This is a genomic window from Novosphingobium sp. PhB55 (assembly GCF_004368805.1).
Lineage (GTDB): Bacteria > Pseudomonadota > Alphaproteobacteria > Sphingomonadales > Sphingomonadaceae > Novosphingobium.
Genome location: NZ_SODQ01000001.1, coordinates 779701 through 795888 on the forward strand (window position 1 = coordinate 779701; position 16188 = coordinate 795888).

Sequence of the window (16188 nt, forward strand, 5' to 3'; positions counted from 1 at the left end):
CCCGGATGGGAACGGCGGGTTCAGGGCGCCATCCAGCTGACGGTATCCTGCTGCGGATCGGGCGAATCGGCTTTCCATCGCACCGAGCCGAACGGCCGCTCCAGCCGGCGCCGCACCCGGTTGCCCTGATGGGAGCGGTTGAACGCATCGGCCTGGGTCTGAAGCTCGATATCGGCCTGGGTGAAGCGGTCGCGCAGGCGCAAGTAGTCGCCCCAGGTCGGGCAGTGGTAGCGCTCCGTCCAAAGCGCGGGATCGGCGATGTCCCGCGCAAGCGACCATTCGAAGCCGCCGTTGCGTTTGCGCATCGACTGCATTTTCATCATCACTGCATAAAAGTCTCGCGCGCGTTCGGGATCGACGTCGTAGTCCACCTCGATCACCACTGGTCCGGACCGCAATGTCAGGGCCATGCCCACGGCGGGCTCGTGGCCCAGCGGCACTTCCTCGGTATCGGCCTGGTCGCCGCCGATGGGCATGAGCAGTCCGAGCAGCGCGGTCGCGCCAACGGCGATGCCCGAAGCCACCAGCGCAAAGGCCACGCTCCGCCCCGCCGCCACTTCGCCCCAAGCCCAGGCGCCCAGCCCGATTCCGGCGGTGATGGCCGAGGAAAACAGCGAGAGCGCCCGCGCCGTCACCCAGCGCGGCGCGGAGAGCTGCACGGTCACGTTGAGCATGGCGACGGTCAGGATATTGCAGGCGCCCACGATCAGGAATGCCGCGCAGGTCACCACGATGTCATGGCTCATGCCGATCGCAACAAGCGCCAGCCCGGTACCGATGGCGAAGGTCCGCACGGCCAGCTCGGTCGAGATCGCGTCGCGGATGCGGCTGACGAACAGCGCGCCGGCCACCGCGCCCACGCCTTGCGCGCCGAGCAGCACACCGAACGTGGACGCATCGCCGTGCAGCAGGTCCCGTGCGATCAACGGCGCCAGGGCAGAGGCCGTCGCCGTGCTCAGGCCGAAAACCAGCACGCGCACCAGCGCCGTGCGGATCGACGGGGCGTGGAGTGCATAGCGAACGCCGCCGATGATCGCGCGGTCCATCCGCTCGGGCGGCAGCCGCGAAGGTGCATGGCGGCGGCGCCAGAGGAAGAAGGCGAACAGCAGCGGCAGATAGAGCAGCGAGGTCATGCCGAACACCGCCTTGGCCCCGTAGATCACCACGATCAGGCCGCCGAGCGCCGGTCCGAAGCTGCGCGCGACATTGTAGCTGATCGTCCCCAGAGCCACCGCCGCAGGCAGATGCGCGCGCGACACCTGCTCGGGAATCGACGCTTGCCAGGACGGCGAATAGAGCGCGACCCCTCCCCCGATCAGCGCGCAGAACAGCAGCAGCAGCCACGGCGTGATCAGGCCGAGGAATGCCACCACCGCCAGCACCGCCGCGCAGATCGCACTGAACGTCAGGCCGGTCATGGCGATGCGGCGACGGTCGAACATGTCGGCGATGGCGCCCGCAGGCAGCGTCACCAGGACGAGCGGCAACATCATCGCCGACTGCACCAGCGCGACCATGCTCGGCGAATTGCTGAGACGCGTCATTTCCCAGGCCGCGCCGACGCCCAGGAAGAGCTGTCCGAAATTCGAGAACAGGCTGGCCGTCCAGATCCGCCGGAACGTGGGTTCGCGCAAAGGTGCGAAGGCGCCCCCCGATTGCTCCGCCCGTTCCAATCCCGTCATGCCCGCCCTTTCGCATTTTTCTGTCTGGAGATGATGGCGAGGGTGGCCGCAGCGTCAAGGCGGCTGACCGAACAGGCCCCTTCCTCGCACCCGGCCCCGCCCCCACGATATGCTTGGGCGCAGCGGCAATCGCCAAGGCGATAGGAGCCGGGCCGCCAATTGCAATTCCCCGGCCGGGCCAGCATCACCCCGGACAAAGCGCGCAGGCAAGCCCGATCCGCGCGGATTTTCGAGGAGAGCAGACCGTGACCGACGCCTATATCATCGACGCCGTCCGCACCCCGCGCAGCATCGGCAAGATGGGCAAGGGCGCGCTGTCCGCCATGCACCCGGAACACTTGTCCGCCACGGTGCTGGCTGCGCTGAAGGACCGCAACGGCATCGACACGGCCGATGTGGACGACGTGATCTGGGGCGTTTCGGCGGCCATCGGCCTTCAGGGCGGCGACATCGGCCGCATGGCCGCGCTCGATGCCGGCTACGACATCCGGGCTGGCGGCGTCACGCTCAACCGCTTCTGCGGCTCCAGCCTCACCGCGACCAGCCTCGCTTCCGCAATGATCATGTCGGGCATGTCGGATCTCATGGTGGCCGGCGGGATGGACATGCTCTCCTACGCCAATGCCCACGGCATGAAGTTGCGCGAGGCCGGACTGGGCAGCGCGGGCATGGGCGCCGGCAATCCGCGGCTTCAGGCCAGGCATCCGCAGACCAACCAGGGCGTCGCCGCCGATGCGATCGCGGCGATGGAAGGCATCGGCCGCGCGGAACTGGAAGCGCTCGGTGTCGAGAGCCAGCGCCGCGCCGCGCAGGCCATCGCAGAGGGCCGGTTCGACAAGTCCACCATCGTGGTCCGCGACGATCAGGGCAATGTCATCCTGGACCATGAGGAATACCCGCGCCCGGACACCACGGCCGAAAGCCTCGCCCAGCTCAAGCCCGCCTTCGAGATGTTCTTCGACATGCCTTCCGTGCCGGGCGGCAAGACTTATGTGGAACTGATCAGGCAGGTCTATCCCGATCTCGACGTCAAGCCGATTCACCATGTGGGCATATCGTCCGGCGTCGTGGACGGCGCCTCGGCGATCCTGCTGGCGTCAAAGGACTATGCCGAGAAGCACGGCCTCAAGCCGCGTGCGCGCATCGTCGCCATGGCCGAGACGGGAGACTGCCCTACCCTCATGCTCAACGGCCCCGTGCCGGCGGCCAACAAGGTGCTGGCAAAAGCCGGGCTGACCAAGGACCAGATCGACGTCTGGGAAGTGAACGAAGCCTTCGCCGTGGTGGTCGAGAAATTCATCCGCGACCTTGACCTGGACCGCGCGAAGGTCAATCCGAATGGAGGTTCGATCGCGCTGGGCCATCCCATCGCCGGGACCGGAGCGATCCTTATCGGCACCGCGCTTGACGAACTGGAGCGCACCGGGGGCCGCTATGGCCTCATCACCATGTGCGCTGCGGGCGGCATGGCGCCGGCGATCGTCATAGAGCGCGTCTGAACGCCGGAACGAAGCAGGAGTATTGAGTGGCAACCGACGCGGAAGAAAAGCTGACCGGCAGACTGGGCGAGGCTTTCAACGACCCCGACATCAGTCCCCGTCGCCAGGTCGGCCTGCGCATGACGGTGATTTCCCGGCTTCAGCGCAGCAATTTCGACCGCAAGGTGGCCGTTCTCAACGTGACCCGCTCGCAATGGGCGATGATCGCGGTGGTTTCGCGCCATCCCGGCTCGACCCAGCGCATCATCGCGGAATACCTGGAAATGTCGGAAGCCTCCGCCGGACGGCTGATCGACCGGCTCTGCGCGGAAGGCCTGCTGGAGCGCCGCGACCGCGCCGACGATCGCCGGGCACGCGCGGTCTATCTGACCGACGAGGCAAAGCCCCTGCTCGACCAGCTGGGGGAGATCGCCAATGAGCGCGAGGAACGCATGTTCCAGGGCTTTTCGGAAAGCGAGATCGAGCAGCTGCGCAGCTACATGAACCGCATCTACGACAATATCAGCCGCGACTGAGCGGCCATTTCGTCAGGCCGGACCGATCAATACGGCAGGTACAAAAAAAGGGCGGCTCGCAGGAGCCGCCCTTTTTTCTTGGCTATTGCGCCCGGCTTACTTGGCCGCGGCAATGTCCTTCTTCGACAGCGAGGTGGTCAGCTTGCCGTCGACGGCCGTCAGGCTGGCGGCAGGGACCGTGACGAGGCGGCCGTTCAGGATGACCTGCGGATTGCCGTCTGCGGCAACGCGGTAGATCGGCGCCAGACGGTAGCCATTGGCACCATAGAGCATCTTGCCGGCAGTCAGGTCGAGCGGCGCGGCGGCCTCTTCGGTGACGGCACGAACCGACTGGGTGGTTTCGGCGAAAGCGGCCGGAACGATGCCGAAGGTGGCGACAGCGGCAGCAGCGGCAAGGGCAACGAACTTGTTCATCTCAGGCATCTCCAAAAAATCGAGGTTAGTGTCGAGGTTCTCTCAACTTACTAACCTAGGTTAGGAGTTGTTGAACAGATAGTCAATTGCATTTTCAGCACCGATCAAAACTTTTTTGCAACTGCACACGGCGATCCATCCACCAGCCGGATCATGTTGCAATGCAGCGCAGGAAGGCATCGCACCGGCGGAGGGCGCAGCAATTGGCAGGCTTGATCGTGGGCACGATGAGGCGCGGGTTGCCAGCCCCCACCTTTGCGCTCAAATCGAATGAAGCCTCGGCGGAGGCGGAAATCCGGGCCTCTCGGGCACTCTTCGCCGAAGATTTCATAGCGATAACAGAATTTTCAGCGATGAGCGGGGACAGGCAGACGATGGCAACTAAGGTGATGCAGGGGGTGCGCGTCCTCGAAGTGGCGCAGTTCACATTCACACCGGCCGCCGGAGCGATCCTGGCCGACTGGGGCGCGGACGTCATCAAGATCGAGCATCCCGTGCGCGGCGATACCCAGCGCGGCTTCCTCAACATGGGCGGCGTCCAGCTCGATCCCTTGCGCCATACGCTGTTCGAGCATCCCAATCGCGGCAAGCGCAGCGTCGGCATCGACCTCTCGACCGCGGAAGGCCAGGAACTGCTCTACGAAATGGCGAAGCACTGCGACGTGTTTCTCACCAACTACCTTCCGCAGGTGCGCCAGAAGAACCGCTTCGACGTCGAGCATATCCGCGCCGCCAATCCGAACATCATCTATGCGCGCGGCAGTGCCTGGGGCGACAAGGGACCCGAGCGCGAAAAAGGCGGCTTCGACGGCACCGCCTTCTGGTCGCGCAGCGGCATTGCCGATTGCATGACCCCGCCCGAACTGCCCGGTCCGCTCTCCCAGGGGATGCCTGCCTTCGGCGATTCGATCGGCGGCATGTTCATTGCCGGCGGCATCTCCGCCGCACTCTTCCACCGCGAGAAGACCGGCGAGGCCGCGGAACTCGACGTCTCGCTGATGAGCACCGCGGCCTGGGCCTCGGGCGCGAACATCGCGCAGGCCGTCGAGACCGGCGTGATCACCAAGAACGCGATGCCCAGCTCGGGCGGCGGTGCCAAGAACCCCTTCATGGGCAATTTCTGGACGTCCGACAATCGCACCATCAACTTGTGCATGGTCAGCCCGACCGGGCTCATTCGCGACACCTTCGAACATGTCGGCCGGCCCGAAGCCGCGGACGATCCGCGCTTCCAGGATGTGCTCAGCCTGATCGAGCACTCCAAGGCCGCCAGCGACATCCTGGTCGCCGCTTTCGCCGAGAAACCCTTCGCCTATTGGCGGGAGCATCTGAAGACGCTGAAGGGCCAGTGGGCGCCGATCCTCAACTTGCTCGAACTGGCCAGCGACGAGCAGGCGCTCGCCAACGACATGCTGATCGAGGTCGAGGGCGCCGACGGCGGAGAGCCGCTGAAACTGGTGCGCGGCCCCGTCCAGTTCAATGGCGAGGCGCTGGAAACCACGCGCTCGCCCCAGGCCTCGGAACATACCGAAATCGTGCTCATGGAGATGGGCGTGGACTGGGACCGGATCGAGGATCTCAAGTCCAAGGGCGCGATCGCCTGATCCCGCTCCCGACAATTCGACTGCAAGGAACCTAGAAGATGAAGCCTGGAACCCGTCTCAAGAGCGCTGCCTGCGACACCGAAGTCATGGTGATCCGCGCTGCCGACGGCACGATCGAATGCGGCGGCGCACCGATGGACGAAGCCAAGCCCGCCGATGCCGCCCCGCTGGCGGCCGACTTTTCGGCCGGCACGCTCATGGGGAAACGCTACGTCGATGCGGACGGCAGGTACGAACTGCTTTGCGTGAAGCCCGGGAAGGGTTCGCTCTCGGTCGACGGCGTGGCGCTGGTGGTCAAGGACGCCAAGCCGCTTCCCGCCTCCGACTGATCCCGGCATTCTCCCGCAAGCGCTTCAAGGCCCCGCTCACCGATGAACATCGCCCTCCTCCTCGAAATGGCGGCAGAAGCCGCGCCCGACCGCGTCGGCCTCGTCTGCGAGGGCAAGCGGTGGACTTACGGCGACCTGCTGGCGGCAGCACGGGGGGCCTTCGAACTGATCCGGCAAAGCGATGCTCAATATGTCGCGCTGCTCGATGAAAGCAGCGAGGCGGCGGTGATCGCGGTGTTCGGCGCCGCGCTGGCGGGCGTGCCCTATTGCCCGCTCAACTACCGCCTGCCCGATGCCGATCTCGCCGCCCTGCTCGGCCGCATAGCCCCGGCGCTGGTGATCGGCGACGAGGAGCGCATCACCCGCCTTGCCGGGGACCAGGGCCATACGGTGCTTTCCAGAGAAGAGTTCTCACTAAAGGCTCAGGAAACCGTCCCCGCCGAGGATGCGCGCGAATACGATCCCGGCGAAGGGGTGGCGATCCAGCTCTTCACCAGCGGCACCACCGCAGCGCCGAAAGCGGCGATCCTGCGCCATTCCAACTTGCTGGGGTACATCTTCGGCACCGTGGAATTCGGCACCGCCGATGAGGGCGATGCCGCGCTCGTGGTCGTGCCGCCTTATCATATCGCCGGCATTTCCGCCCTGCTCTCCTCGATCTATTCGCTGCGCCGGATCGTCATGCTTCCCGCCTTCTCGCCCGAAGGCTGGCTCTCGCTCGTCGCGAACGAACAGGTGTCCAACGCCTTCGTCGTCCCGACCATGCTCGCGCGCATCATCGAAGCGATGGAGCGGGCCGGCGCGGCAGGCATATCCAGTCTCCGCGCGATCGCTTATGGTGGCGGCAAGATGCCACTCGAAGTGATCCGCAAGGCCCTGGAGCTGTTCCCCGAAGCGGGCTTCACCAATGCCTACGGCCTCACCGAAACCAGCTCCACCGTCGCCCTGCTCGGCCCGGACGATCACCGCGAGGCGCTCGCCTCCCAGGACCCCGCGATCCGCGCGCGGCTGACCTCGCTCGGCAAGCCGATCCCCACGGTGGAGATCGAGATTCGCGGCGAAGACGGCGAGACCCTCGGCCCCGGCCAGCCCGGCGAGATCTATGTCCGCGGCGAACAGGTCTCGGGAGAATACAAGGAAAAGAGCGCGCTCGACGCGCAAGGCTGGTTCCCCACCCGCGATGCCGGCTACATGGACGAACACGGCTACCTCTTCCTGTCCGGCCGCGCCGACGACGTGATCGTGCGCGGCGGCGAGAACATGTCCCCCGGCGAGATCGAGGACGTGCTGCTGACCCATCCTGCCGTGGCCGATGCCTGCGCCTGCGCGATCCCCTCGGTGGAATGGGGCGAAGCCGTGGGCGTCGCCATCGTGCTGCGTGACGGACACGACATGCCTGCCGAGCCGGACCTCAAGGACCTTGTCCGCGCACGGCTGCGCTCCTCGCGCGTGCCCGAGAAAATCGTGTTCTTGTCGGAGCTTCCATACAACGAAATGGGCAAGCTCCTGCGCCGCAAGGTCAAGGATGTCCTTGCCGGCTGACGCACAGGCCAAGGGGCCCGCAATCCCGCTGGCGCGCTGGGCCGACCGGCAACTGGCGGCGCTCACGCGCGACCATGGCCTGCCCCGCCTCCACGGCGCCGCCCTGCTTGGCGAACGCGGCGCCCATGGCGGCTACCGCATCGGCGGCCGCATTTCCGCCGGGCTTGGTGGCAGCCGCCTCCTGCCGACCCGCGACGGCCGCTGGTTCGCACTCACCCTGATCCGCGATGTCGACCGCGAACTCCTGCCCGCCCTGTTCCAGGACGAGGCGTTGGCGGTCTTCGATCATGCCGCCATCGCCGCAGCCGCCCTCCGGCATGACTGCGCCGATCTGCTGCAGCGCGGGCGCATGCTGGGATTGCCCGTGGCAAGCGCCGACGAGGAACCGGTATCCGCTCCAGTCGAAATCCTGGAACGCGGAGACAAGCGCAGGCGCACCGCTGGACATCGTCCGCTGGTGGTGGATCTCTCGGCCATCTGGGCGGGCCCGCTGGCGGGCCACTTGCTATGGCAAGCCGGCATGGAAGTCGTAAAAGTGGAAAGCCTTACGCGCCCGGACCTGATCCGACGCGACGATCCCGCCACGTTTGACCGCATCAACCAGGGCAAGGCGAGCCTGCTCGTCGATTTCGCCAGCGCCGAACAGAAAGCGCGTCTGATCGGCCTTATTCGCAGCGCCAACGTGGTCATCGAAAGCTCGCGCCCCAGGGCGCTGCGCCATCTCGGCATCGATGCCGACGCGCTTGTGCGCGAGATTCCGGGGCTGGTCTGGCTGACCGTGACCGGCCACGGCGCGCGCGGGGAGCCGGCCAACTGGGTCGGGATCGGCAACGATTGCGGCGTGGCCGGGGGCTTGTCCCGCGCCCTTGCCGAAGTCACCGGCGAAATCGGATATGTGGGCGATGCCATCGCCGATCCGCTGACCGGCATCGTCGGCGCGCGCGAAGTGCTTCGTGCGTTGCAGCAAGGGGGTGCCAGGCGGATCGGCCTGTCGATGAGCGCGATCGTGGCCATGGCGCTGGCCGAGGAACGCGCCTTCGACCGCGCCGCGCTCGACTGCGAACTTCGCAGCTGGGGCCAGGCAGTCGGCCATCCCTTTCCCGCTCTTGCCCCGCGGGTTCCGAGCGCGCCCGTCCGTCCGCTCGGCGCCGATACCGAACGTTACCTTGCCGCGGCGCTCGCATGCTGATCCGCGATGCCGAGATCCACGGCCAGGGCACGGCCGACTTGCGCCTGGAAGGGCGGCTCGTCACAGCCATCGGCACGCTCCAGCCCCGCGCGGGAGAGCCAGTCATCCTGGCTCGCGGTGGCGCCTTGCTACCGGGCCTTCACGACCATCATCTCCACCTTGCCGCGCTGGCGGTGCGCGAGGCCTCGGTCTTTTGCGGGCCGCCGCAAGTGTCCGACCGCGACGCGCTGATCGGCGCGCTATCCCAGTCCGGCGAGGGTTGGCTGCGCGCCACAGGTTTCTGCGAAAGCATTCTGGGCGGCACGCTGCCCGATGCCCGCATGCTCGACACGATCGTCCCCTCGCGGCCGCTGCGCATGCAGCACAGGACGGGCCGCATGTGGTTCCTCAACAGCTTGGCGCTTTCAGAACTGCTCGACCGGGGCCCCGCCCCGCCCGGCCTGGAGCGCGAGAACGGACACTTCACCGGCAGGCTGTTCGACGAGGACCGCTGGCTGCAGCAAACCCTGGGCAGCACACCTCCGGACTTTGCCGCGACCAGCAGCCGTCTGGCGGCCTCGGGCATAACCGGCATCACCGATCTGTCACCGCGCAACGATCCGGCAATGGCCCGCCATTTTGCTGCGCAGCGCACGGGCGGCGCTTTGAAACAGTCGGTGGTTCTGGGCGGCGCCCTGTCGCTTGCGTCCGCGCAGCAGCAGGACGGCTGGCGCCTCGGCCCCGCCAAACTCCACTTGCACGAAAGCGCCTTGCCGGATTTCGAGCAGACGAGCGCCTGGATCACCCAGGCGCACGATCAGGGCCGCGGCGTGGCGGTCCACTGCGTCACCGAAGTGGAGATGGTCTTCACCCTCGCCCTGCTGGAGGCCGCGGGAAGCCTGGACGGTGACCGGATCGAACATGCCTCGGTCGTTTCGCCCGAACTTGCGGCGCACCTCGCCGACCTGAACCTCAAGGCCTGCGTGCAACCGCAGTTCGTCGCTGGACATGGCGACCGCTATCTTGCCGAAGTCGAAACCCGGCACCATCCCGACTTGTACCGTCTGCGCAGCCTGCAGGACGCCGGGATCTGCCTCGCCGGAGGAAGCGACGCGCCTTACGGCAGCACGGACCCTTGGGCCGGCATGCGCGCTGCCGTCCAGCGCCGCACCGCCGCGGGCGTCCCGTTTACGCCGGAAGAGGCCCTGACGCCCGAGCAGGCGCTGGCACTCTATCTTTCCGATCCGCTCGACCTCTCACGCCAGCGCCGCATCGCCGTGGGCGAACAAGCCGACTTGTGCCTGCTCGACCGAACCTGGCAGGAAGCGCGCGGCCGTCTGGACAGCGGGGATGTACGCATGACGATCGCGTCAGGTCGGGTCGTCCACCAGCGCATCGACCAGACCCCAGGCCAACGCCTCGCGAGCGCCGAGACGGCGGCCGCTTAACACCATCAGCAACGTGCGCTGGCGGCCGATCCGCCGGCTGAGCGACACGCAGCCCCCGGCCCCGGGCAATATGCCCATCGCCAGTTCGGGCAACTGAAACCACGCGCGGCGGCTCGCCGTGATCCGCGCCGCGCAAGCCGCCAGTTCGAGCCCGGCGCCGATGCAGGCCCCGTCGATGTGCACTTCCATGCGGTCCGCGCACATCAGCGCCTCGCGTGCGGGGAGCGTGACACAGCGGATCGCATGGGCCGTGGCCGGATCGGTCGTGGTGCCGAACTCCGAAAGGTCCGCGCCCAGGCTGAAGCTGCGCCCCTCCGCCCGCAGGCGGACCCGCTCGATGGTCCGGTCGGCATTGGCCAGAGCGAAGGCCTCATGAAGCGCGTCGCGCATGGTCCGATCGATGGCGTTGCCCGCTTCCGGCCGATCCAGCGTGACGGTCAGAATGTCCCTTTCGCGCGCAAGCGTTACCCGCCCTTCGCGAAGCGCGGCGTGCTCCGGGGGCCGCGCGGCGATCCAGCGCCGATGCGCGTCGCTGCCCTGCAGCACTGCATAGGCCAGCGACTCGGCGACGAGTGCTTCCTCATCGGTTAAATGATCCAGAATGCGCAGCAACTGCGTCACCACCGCCGCCGCGCTCGGCTGGTCACGCACCGCCGCCAACAAGGCCTCGGGCGTGAAGCGCGGTTCGAGGTAGGCGTCGAGTCGCGCTGCCAGCGGATGATCGCAAGGACCCAGGCCGATCACCGGATAAGGCGGCAGCCGAAATCCGGGGGCGTCCCGGGCCTCTTTTCCCAGATCGACGAAGGCCATCGGCCAATCCGGGCAGCTACCGGGGGCGGCCAGGTCCTGCAGGGAGAGGGTCACATCGTCTGGAGTCACCGCAGTGCATTACCTTTCCGGTCAATTGCCTGTGCCGCTTGAAACATGCCCATCCCTCTTCGCCAAGGCCAGCCCGCCGCAGCAAACTTGCGCTCCAACGCATTGTTTCGGGCATAAAATGGCAGAAATCCGCCAGTTCCTTGGCACTACCTCCATTTCGACATCATCGCATGCGCGAAGCCTATTGAAGCAGCATCGCCATGATGCTAACCCGGTTTAGCAAAAAACGAGTCAGGCTCAGTTTTTATAGAGACCGACTCGAGGAGAGAAGTGAGTTTCCATCACCACCCGGAGGGAGGAGAGACCTCATGCCTGGAAAGACGACCTCATCGAACAAGGCGAAGATTGCTCGCCGCGTCATCGAAGTGCTCGAATATTTCGACGATTCCCACCGCGAAGCGACCGTCATGGACATCGTGCGCCGCTACAATCGGCCACAGTCGAGCACGTCGGAACTGCTTTCGAGCCTCGTGGAACTCGGTCTGCTTCACAAGGATCCCTATTCCCGCGCCTATAGCCTCACGCCCCGCGCCGCGTTGATCGGCACTTCGGGCCAGCCCGAACTGGTCCGCGACGGCCGGATCGTCCGCCTGATGGACCGCCTGGTCGCCCAGACCGGCCTTTCGGTCGCGCTCACCTCGATGGTCGGGCTGGACGTGCAGATCGTGAACTGGCGCCATGGCCCGCGTGCCCTTGCCGCAACGCGCGAACTGGCCGGCGGGATCAAGGAACCCCTCGCCCAGAACGGAGCCGGCTGGCTCATGCTGTCCACCATCGCACGCCAGCGCTGCGAGGGCATGGTCCGCCGTCTCAATGCCGAAGCCGACGAGCAGGGCAAGTTCCAGTTCGCCGACATGATGAACCGCATCGATACCTGCCGCGACCCGCGCCATGTGTTTGGCCCGGCCGGTTTCGGTAGCGGCGCCGAGGCCCTTTCCGGCCTCGTCCCGCGCCAGCCCGAGGGTCACCCGCTGGTCATCAGCCTGATCTACGGCAAGGACGACAAGGTCAATCCCGAGGCGCTGCTGCACTCGCTGGGTGACGCGATGCGCAAGTGCCTGCCCGATCCCACGCCGATGCCCGAGCCGGAACTGCTCTCGCACGCGGCTTGAAGGCAGCCTGACCGGGGGCGAGAACCGCCGCCGGAACCGGCAACGGAAAAAAGGCCTCGCGGCATGACCGCGAGGCCTTTTCCTTTGGAGCGCTTACTTCTGTCCGGCCTGCTTCTGGCCGGCCTGGATCTCGTCCAGCATGGTGCGGGCGATCTTGAGGAAGTTCGCCGTATCCGTCTGGGCGGACGGGATCGCCTGCCGGAAGGTCGCGAAACCGTGGACCAGTCCGCGGCCTTCATAGAAAGCCGTCGGCACGCCCGCCTCGACGAGCTTCGCGGCATAAGCGCGGCCCTGATCGCGCAGCGGGTCGAGCCCCGCCGTGACCAGAACCGTGGGCGGCAGGCCGGCCAGGCTGCCCAGGATCGGGGAGCTGCGCGGGCTCTTGGGATCGGCGGCATAGTGCTTCTGGAACAGCGCGGTCATGCTGTCGTCCAGGCCGTAGCCCTTGGCGAACTGTTGCGCCGAAGGATAGCTGCGGGTGAAATCGGCGGCAGGATAGATCGGCACTTGCAGGATCACGGGCACGGCCGCCGGCTTGTCGCGCAGGGCCGCCGCGGCGATCAGGGTGAGATTGCCGCCGGCGCTATCGCCGCTGAGAACCAGTCCCGTGACATCGCGGCCCAGTGCCTTGCCGTTCGCGGCCACCCAGCGCGCGGCAGCCTCTCCGTCATCGGGTGCGGCGGGCCAGGGATGCTCCGGCGCCAGGCGATATTCGACCGAGACCACCGGCAAGTCGAGCTGACGCGAGATTTCGGCGGCCAGCGCGGCATGGGTATCGATGCTGCCCAGCACGTAGCCACCGCCGTGATAGAACACCACCACCGGTCCCGGTCCGCGCTCTGCCCGCGTATCGAACAGGCGCAGGGGGATCGATCCGCCCGGCCCCGGCATGGTCAGGTCCTTCATCACCGCGAGATCGCCGACGGGAAGGTCGCGGGACGGCATGGCCGACGGCGGCAGCTTGCGGATCTGCGCGATCACTTCGGCCGTCAGCGGCGGCATCGGATGCGCGTTCGACGCCTTGAGATAGGCCGCCACGTCCGGCCGCACATAGGGCGAGCCCGTGGCTCCTGACGCCGGTGCGGGCGCCGAGACCGCAGCCGCTTCCTTCGCGGCAAGGCCAAAGGGCGCGAAAGCGACGGCCAGCGCCGTCATTCCCAGCCCGAAATGTGCGAGAGTCGAAGTTCTTTTCTTCGTACCGATCACGAATTGCATCCAATCCTCCCTGTTAGAGAGGCCCGTTGTATGGCTGCAATTCACGCTTGGCGAGCGAGAGAGACCTCCCGCCCGCCTCGCAGGCTCAATAAACGCCACCCTGTTGTTCGGCGAAGTCCTGCTGCTCACCGGAACTGGCGGTGATCGCGGCCTGGCGGGCTTCGCGCACGCCGCGAATCTCGGCGACAAGCGCATCGCGGCGGCGCGCGAATTCGTCTTCAGGCGAATACTGGCGCGGCTCGGTATCGGGCTTGAAGGCTTCCCAGATCACGGCCGCCTTCGGGTCGTTGCCCGGCTCGACGCCCATGACCTGCTTGCCGCTGACGCGATCGATGCGGACCATGCGGATCCCCGCAGGCGCGACGAACGGCTGCGTACCCCAGCGCTCGCGCGTGGCCTGGACCACCTGCTTGAAGATCGGCGCGGAAATACGGCCACCTTGCGCATAGCCGCCGAGCGAGCGCGGCGTATCGTAGCCGAGGTAGACGCCGCCGACATAGTCCTGCGTACCGCCGACGAACCAGACGTCGGTCGGGCCGTTGGTGGTGCCGGTCTTGCCGAACATCGGCATGCCAAGGTCGCGCAGGACCACGGCGGTGCCGCGGGTCACCACGCCTTCGAGCATGTGGACCACCTGGTAGGCAGTGCCGGAATCGATCACCTGCTTGCCCCGGCGCACGACGCGCGGCATCGGCTTGCCGTCCCATTCCGGCATGTTGCAGGTATCGCAGCGGCGGTTGTCCGGCTTCCAGATCACCTTGCCATTGCGGTCCTGCACGTAATCGATCGGCGAGGACGCGAACTGCACGCCGTTGTTCGCCAGGGCGGAGTAGGCGTTGACCATGCGCGAAACCGTGGTTTCGCCCGCGCCGAGCGCGAAGGATAAGTAGGGCTTGTAGTCCCCGATGCCGACGGTCTTGAAGGTCTTCACCACGCGCTTCATGCCGGTGTCGTTGGCGATGCGGATGGTCATCAGGTTGCGGGACTGTTCCAGGCCCCAACGCATGGTGTGGCTGCCGGAACCGCCTTCGCCGCCGAAGTTGCGGAAGCATTTGTTGCCCAGCGCCCCGCCCTGATAGACGCAGAACGTGCCGTCGAGCACCTGGGTCGCCGGCGTCATGCCGTATTGCAGGCCGGTGGCGTAGACGAAGGGCTTGATGGTGGAGCCAGGCTGACGTTCGGCCTGCACGGCGCGGTTGAAGGAATCGAGCCCGGAATCGAACCCGCCCTGCATCGCCATGATGCGGCCGGTGCCCGGCTGCTCGATCACCATGCCGCCCGAAACCTCGGGAATGGTGCGAACTGCGTACGTATCCGAGGAAACCGGCGCCGCGGCGACGAGGTCACCCACTTTGGCGAGTTCCGAGATATTGGTGAGCGCCGAGATATTGCCGTCGGAGAACCCGATCCGGCCGGTCGAGCCGCTGCGATCGACGATCACGCCGACGCGCCAGTCCTTGTAGTCGATCGTCTTGTTGGAAACGATCAGCTGGGACTGCCAGGTGCTCATGTCGTCGATATGCGCGATCGGATGGGCCCAGGCCCGCCCGCCCTGATAGCGCAGCAGACCCGCGCGCAGGGCATCGCGCACGGCGCCCTGCATCTGCGGATCGAGCGAAGTGCGCACCCAGAGGCCGCCGGCATAGACGCTGTTCGGCCCGTCCTCGGCCTTTTCGCCGTACTGGTCGATCAGGCGGCGGCGCACTTCCTCGATGAAGTAGCCGTTGCCGGAAGGATAAGTCTCGACGCGGCGGGCGATCAGGCCGAGCGGCTGAGCCTTGGCGGCGTCGGCATCGGCGCGCGTCGCCCAGCCGTTGGTCACCATCTGATCGAGCACCCAGTTGCGGCGCTCGACCGCCATGTCCTCGTACTGCTTGCGGCCGTAACGCTCCGGCGCCTTGGGCAGGATCGCCAGGAACGCGGCTTCGTGGAGCTGGAGCTGGTCGACATCCTTGCCGAAATAGGCCCGGGCAGCAGCCTGGACGCCGAAGCTCTGGCGGCCCAGCGGAATCTCGTTGAGGTAGAGTTCCAGAATCTGCGGCTTGTTCAGCACGCTCTCGATACGGCGGGCGACGACCATTTCCTTGAGCTTGCGCGTGACCGAGTATTCGTCGCCGATCAGGATGTTCTTGGCCACCTGCTGGGTGATCGTCGAACCGCCGCGCGCGCGGCCCCCGGTGCCGAGCTTGGAGGCATAGTCCACGACCGCACCGGCAAGCCCGGTGACATCGACGCCGCCGTGGGTCCAGAACGTCTTGTCCTCGGCCGAGAGGAAAGCGTCGACCAGCGGCCTCGGGAAATCGACGTAGCGTAGCTGGACGCGGCGCTCGCGGGCATAACTGTAGACGATCTGGCCATCGACGCCGCGCACCATGGTGGGCAAAGGCGGCTGATATTCCAGCAGCTTGCTGGCGTCGGGAAGATCGTGGGTGAAGGCGACCCAGAGCCCGCCGAGCGCGACGAGTCCGGTTCCTGCGGCATAAGTGAAGCGGCGCAGCCACTTGCGTTCGCGCCAGGCGCCCCCAAATGCAGCGAAGGGTCGGCCGAAACGACGGCCGGCACCACGGCTGATGCGATAGTGGGCGTCCTCGGGCGGCTGCTCGGAGCCGTTGTCGATGATCTCGTCGGTCATTTCGACTGCCTCTAGAGCATTTTCAGGTCAGGTGGAAACACCTGAGGACCCGGAAAAATGCCGCAACAAAGATGGATCGGAAACTGCTACGCCCCGGTTCAGCGGCTCGGGCTCTAGCACGGGCTTTTTGCGCAAGGCCAGATGCGGCG

13 protein-coding genes are annotated in these 16188 nt (G+C 66.5%); 8 read left to right on the forward strand and 5 right to left on the reverse strand.

The features are described 5' to 3' along the window. Positions 1-20: 20 nt before the first annotated feature. Positions 21-1682 (reverse strand): MFS transporter, encoded by a 1662-nt coding sequence (locus tag EDF57_RS03695; RefSeq protein ID WP_134093108.1) that lies wholly within the window; start codon positions 1680-1682, stop codon positions 21-23. A 245-nt stretch (positions 1683-1927) separates the two neighbouring features. On the opposite strand from EDF57_RS03695, the gene EDF57_RS03700 reads away from it, so the two are divergent. Both EDF57_RS03700 and EDF57_RS03705 read left to right on the forward strand, forming a co-directional pair. Further along, positions 1928-3181 (forward strand): acetyl-CoA C-acetyltransferase, encoded by a 1254-nt coding sequence (locus EDF57_RS03700; RefSeq protein ID WP_132263306.1) that lies wholly within the window; start codon positions 1928-1930, stop codon positions 3179-3181. A gap of 26 nt (positions 3182-3207) precedes the next feature. Beyond that, positions 3208-3696, forward strand: coding sequence for a MarR family transcriptional regulator (locus EDF57_RS03705; RefSeq protein ID WP_132263308.1), 489 nt, complete (start codon positions 3208-3210; stop codon positions 3694-3696). A 96-nt stretch (positions 3697-3792) separates the two neighbouring features. Here the strand turns inward: EDF57_RS03705 and EDF57_RS03710 are convergent, their stop codons facing one another. Beyond that, positions 3793-4110: a hypothetical protein gene (locus tag EDF57_RS03710; RefSeq protein ID WP_132263310.1), complete on the reverse strand. Its 318-nt coding sequence runs from the start codon at positions 4108-4110 to the stop codon at positions 3793-3795. A 374-nt stretch (positions 4111-4484) separates the two neighbouring features. Here EDF57_RS03710 and EDF57_RS03715 point away from each other — a divergent pair, with 374 nt between their 5' ends. From EDF57_RS03715 to EDF57_RS03735, 5 genes are read left to right on the forward strand one after another with little or no spacing between them, the layout of a single operon-like run. Next, complete coding sequence (locus tag EDF57_RS03715) at positions 4485-5714, forward strand: CoA transferase (RefSeq protein WP_132263312.1); 1230 nt, start codon at positions 4485-4487, stop codon at positions 5712-5714. 38 nt (positions 5715-5752) lie between these two features. After that, positions 5753-6043, forward strand: a complete 291-nt coding sequence (locus EDF57_RS03720; protein WP_134093109.1) for a hypothetical protein — start codon at positions 5753-5755, stop codon at positions 6041-6043. Positions 6044-6085: 42 nt separating this feature from the next. Continuing rightward, a complete protein-coding gene (locus EDF57_RS03725; RefSeq protein ID WP_134093110.1) occupies positions 6086-7585 on the forward strand; it encodes a class I adenylate-forming enzyme family protein in 1500 nt (499 codons plus the stop codon). Beyond that, the gene (locus EDF57_RS03730) at positions 7569-8774 is read left to right on the forward strand and encodes a CoA transferase (protein WP_134093111.1); all 1206 of its coding nucleotides are present in this window, start codon (positions 7569-7571) and stop codon (positions 8772-8774) included. The genes EDF57_RS03725 and EDF57_RS03730 overlap by 17 nt, the downstream gene beginning before the upstream one ends. Beyond that, the gene (locus EDF57_RS03735; protein ID WP_134093112.1) at positions 8768-10201 is read left to right on the forward strand and encodes an amidohydrolase family protein; all 1434 of its coding nucleotides are present in this window, start codon (positions 8768-8770) and stop codon (positions 10199-10201) included. Before EDF57_RS03730 ends, EDF57_RS03735 begins: the two co-directional genes overlap by 7 nt. Here the strand turns inward: EDF57_RS03735 and EDF57_RS03740 are convergent. After that, positions 10124-11011, reverse strand: a complete 888-nt coding sequence (locus EDF57_RS03740) for an enoyl-CoA hydratase/isomerase family protein (protein ID WP_134093113.1) — start codon at positions 11009-11011, stop codon at positions 10124-10126. The two genes, EDF57_RS03735 and EDF57_RS03740, sit on opposite strands and share 78 nt — an antisense overlap. 377 nt (positions 11012-11388) lie before the next feature. Between EDF57_RS03740 and EDF57_RS03745 the strand changes: the two genes are divergently transcribed. Continuing rightward, entirely contained in the window at positions 11389-12192 is an 804-nt protein-coding gene (locus EDF57_RS03745; protein ID WP_132263324.1) for a helix-turn-helix domain-containing protein, read from the forward strand. Between the two features lie 93 nt (positions 12193-12285). Here the strand turns inward: EDF57_RS03745 and EDF57_RS03750 are convergent, their stop codons facing one another. Next, complete coding sequence (locus tag EDF57_RS03750; protein WP_243840854.1) at positions 12286-13407, reverse strand: alpha/beta hydrolase; 1122 nt, start codon at positions 13405-13407, stop codon at positions 12286-12288. 85 nt (positions 13408-13492) lie between these two features. Then, a complete protein-coding gene (locus EDF57_RS03755) occupies positions 13493-16039 on the reverse strand; it encodes a transglycosylase domain-containing protein (RefSeq protein ID WP_134093114.1) in 2547 nt (848 codons plus the stop codon). Positions 16040-16188 lie beyond the last annotated feature (149 nt).

Coding starts and splice junctions, on each gene's coding strand:
- EDF57_RS03735 (WP_134093112.1), top strand. CDS start 8,768: ATGCTGATCCGCGATGCCGAGATCCACGGCCAGGGCACGGCCGACTTG.
- EDF57_RS03710 (WP_132263310.1), bottom strand. CDS start 4,110: ATGAACAAGTTCGTTGCCCTTGCCGCTGCTGCCGCTGTCGCCACCTTC.
- EDF57_RS03740 (WP_134093113.1), bottom strand. CDS start 11,011: ATGGCCTTCGTCGATCTGGGAAAAGAGGCCCGGGACGCCCCCGGATTT.
- EDF57_RS03720 (WP_134093109.1), top strand. CDS start 5,753: ATGAAGCCTGGAACCCGTCTCAAGAGCGCTGCCTGCGACACCGAAGTC.
- EDF57_RS03725 (WP_134093110.1), top strand. CDS start 6,086: ATGAACATCGCCCTCCTCCTCGAAATGGCGGCAGAAGCCGCGCCCGAC.
- EDF57_RS03715 (WP_132263312.1), top strand. CDS start 4,485: ATGGCAACTAAGGTGATGCAGGGGGTGCGCGTCCTCGAAGTGGCGCAG.
- EDF57_RS03750 (WP_243840854.1), bottom strand. CDS start 13,407: ATGCAATTCGTGATCGGTACGAAGAAAAGAACTTCGACTCTCGCACAT.
- EDF57_RS03745 (WP_132263324.1), top strand. CDS start 11,389: ATGCCTGGAAAGACGACCTCATCGAACAAGGCGAAGATTGCTCGCCGC.
- EDF57_RS03755 (WP_134093114.1), bottom strand. CDS start 16,039: ATGACCGACGAGATCATCGACAACGGCTCCGAGCAGCCGCCCGAGGAC.
- EDF57_RS03695 (WP_134093108.1), bottom strand. CDS start 1,682: ATGACGGGATTGGAACGGGCGGAGCAATCGGGGGGCGCCTTCGCACCT.
- EDF57_RS03730 (WP_134093111.1), top strand. CDS start 7,569: ATGTCCTTGCCGGCTGACGCACAGGCCAAGGGGCCCGCAATCCCGCTG.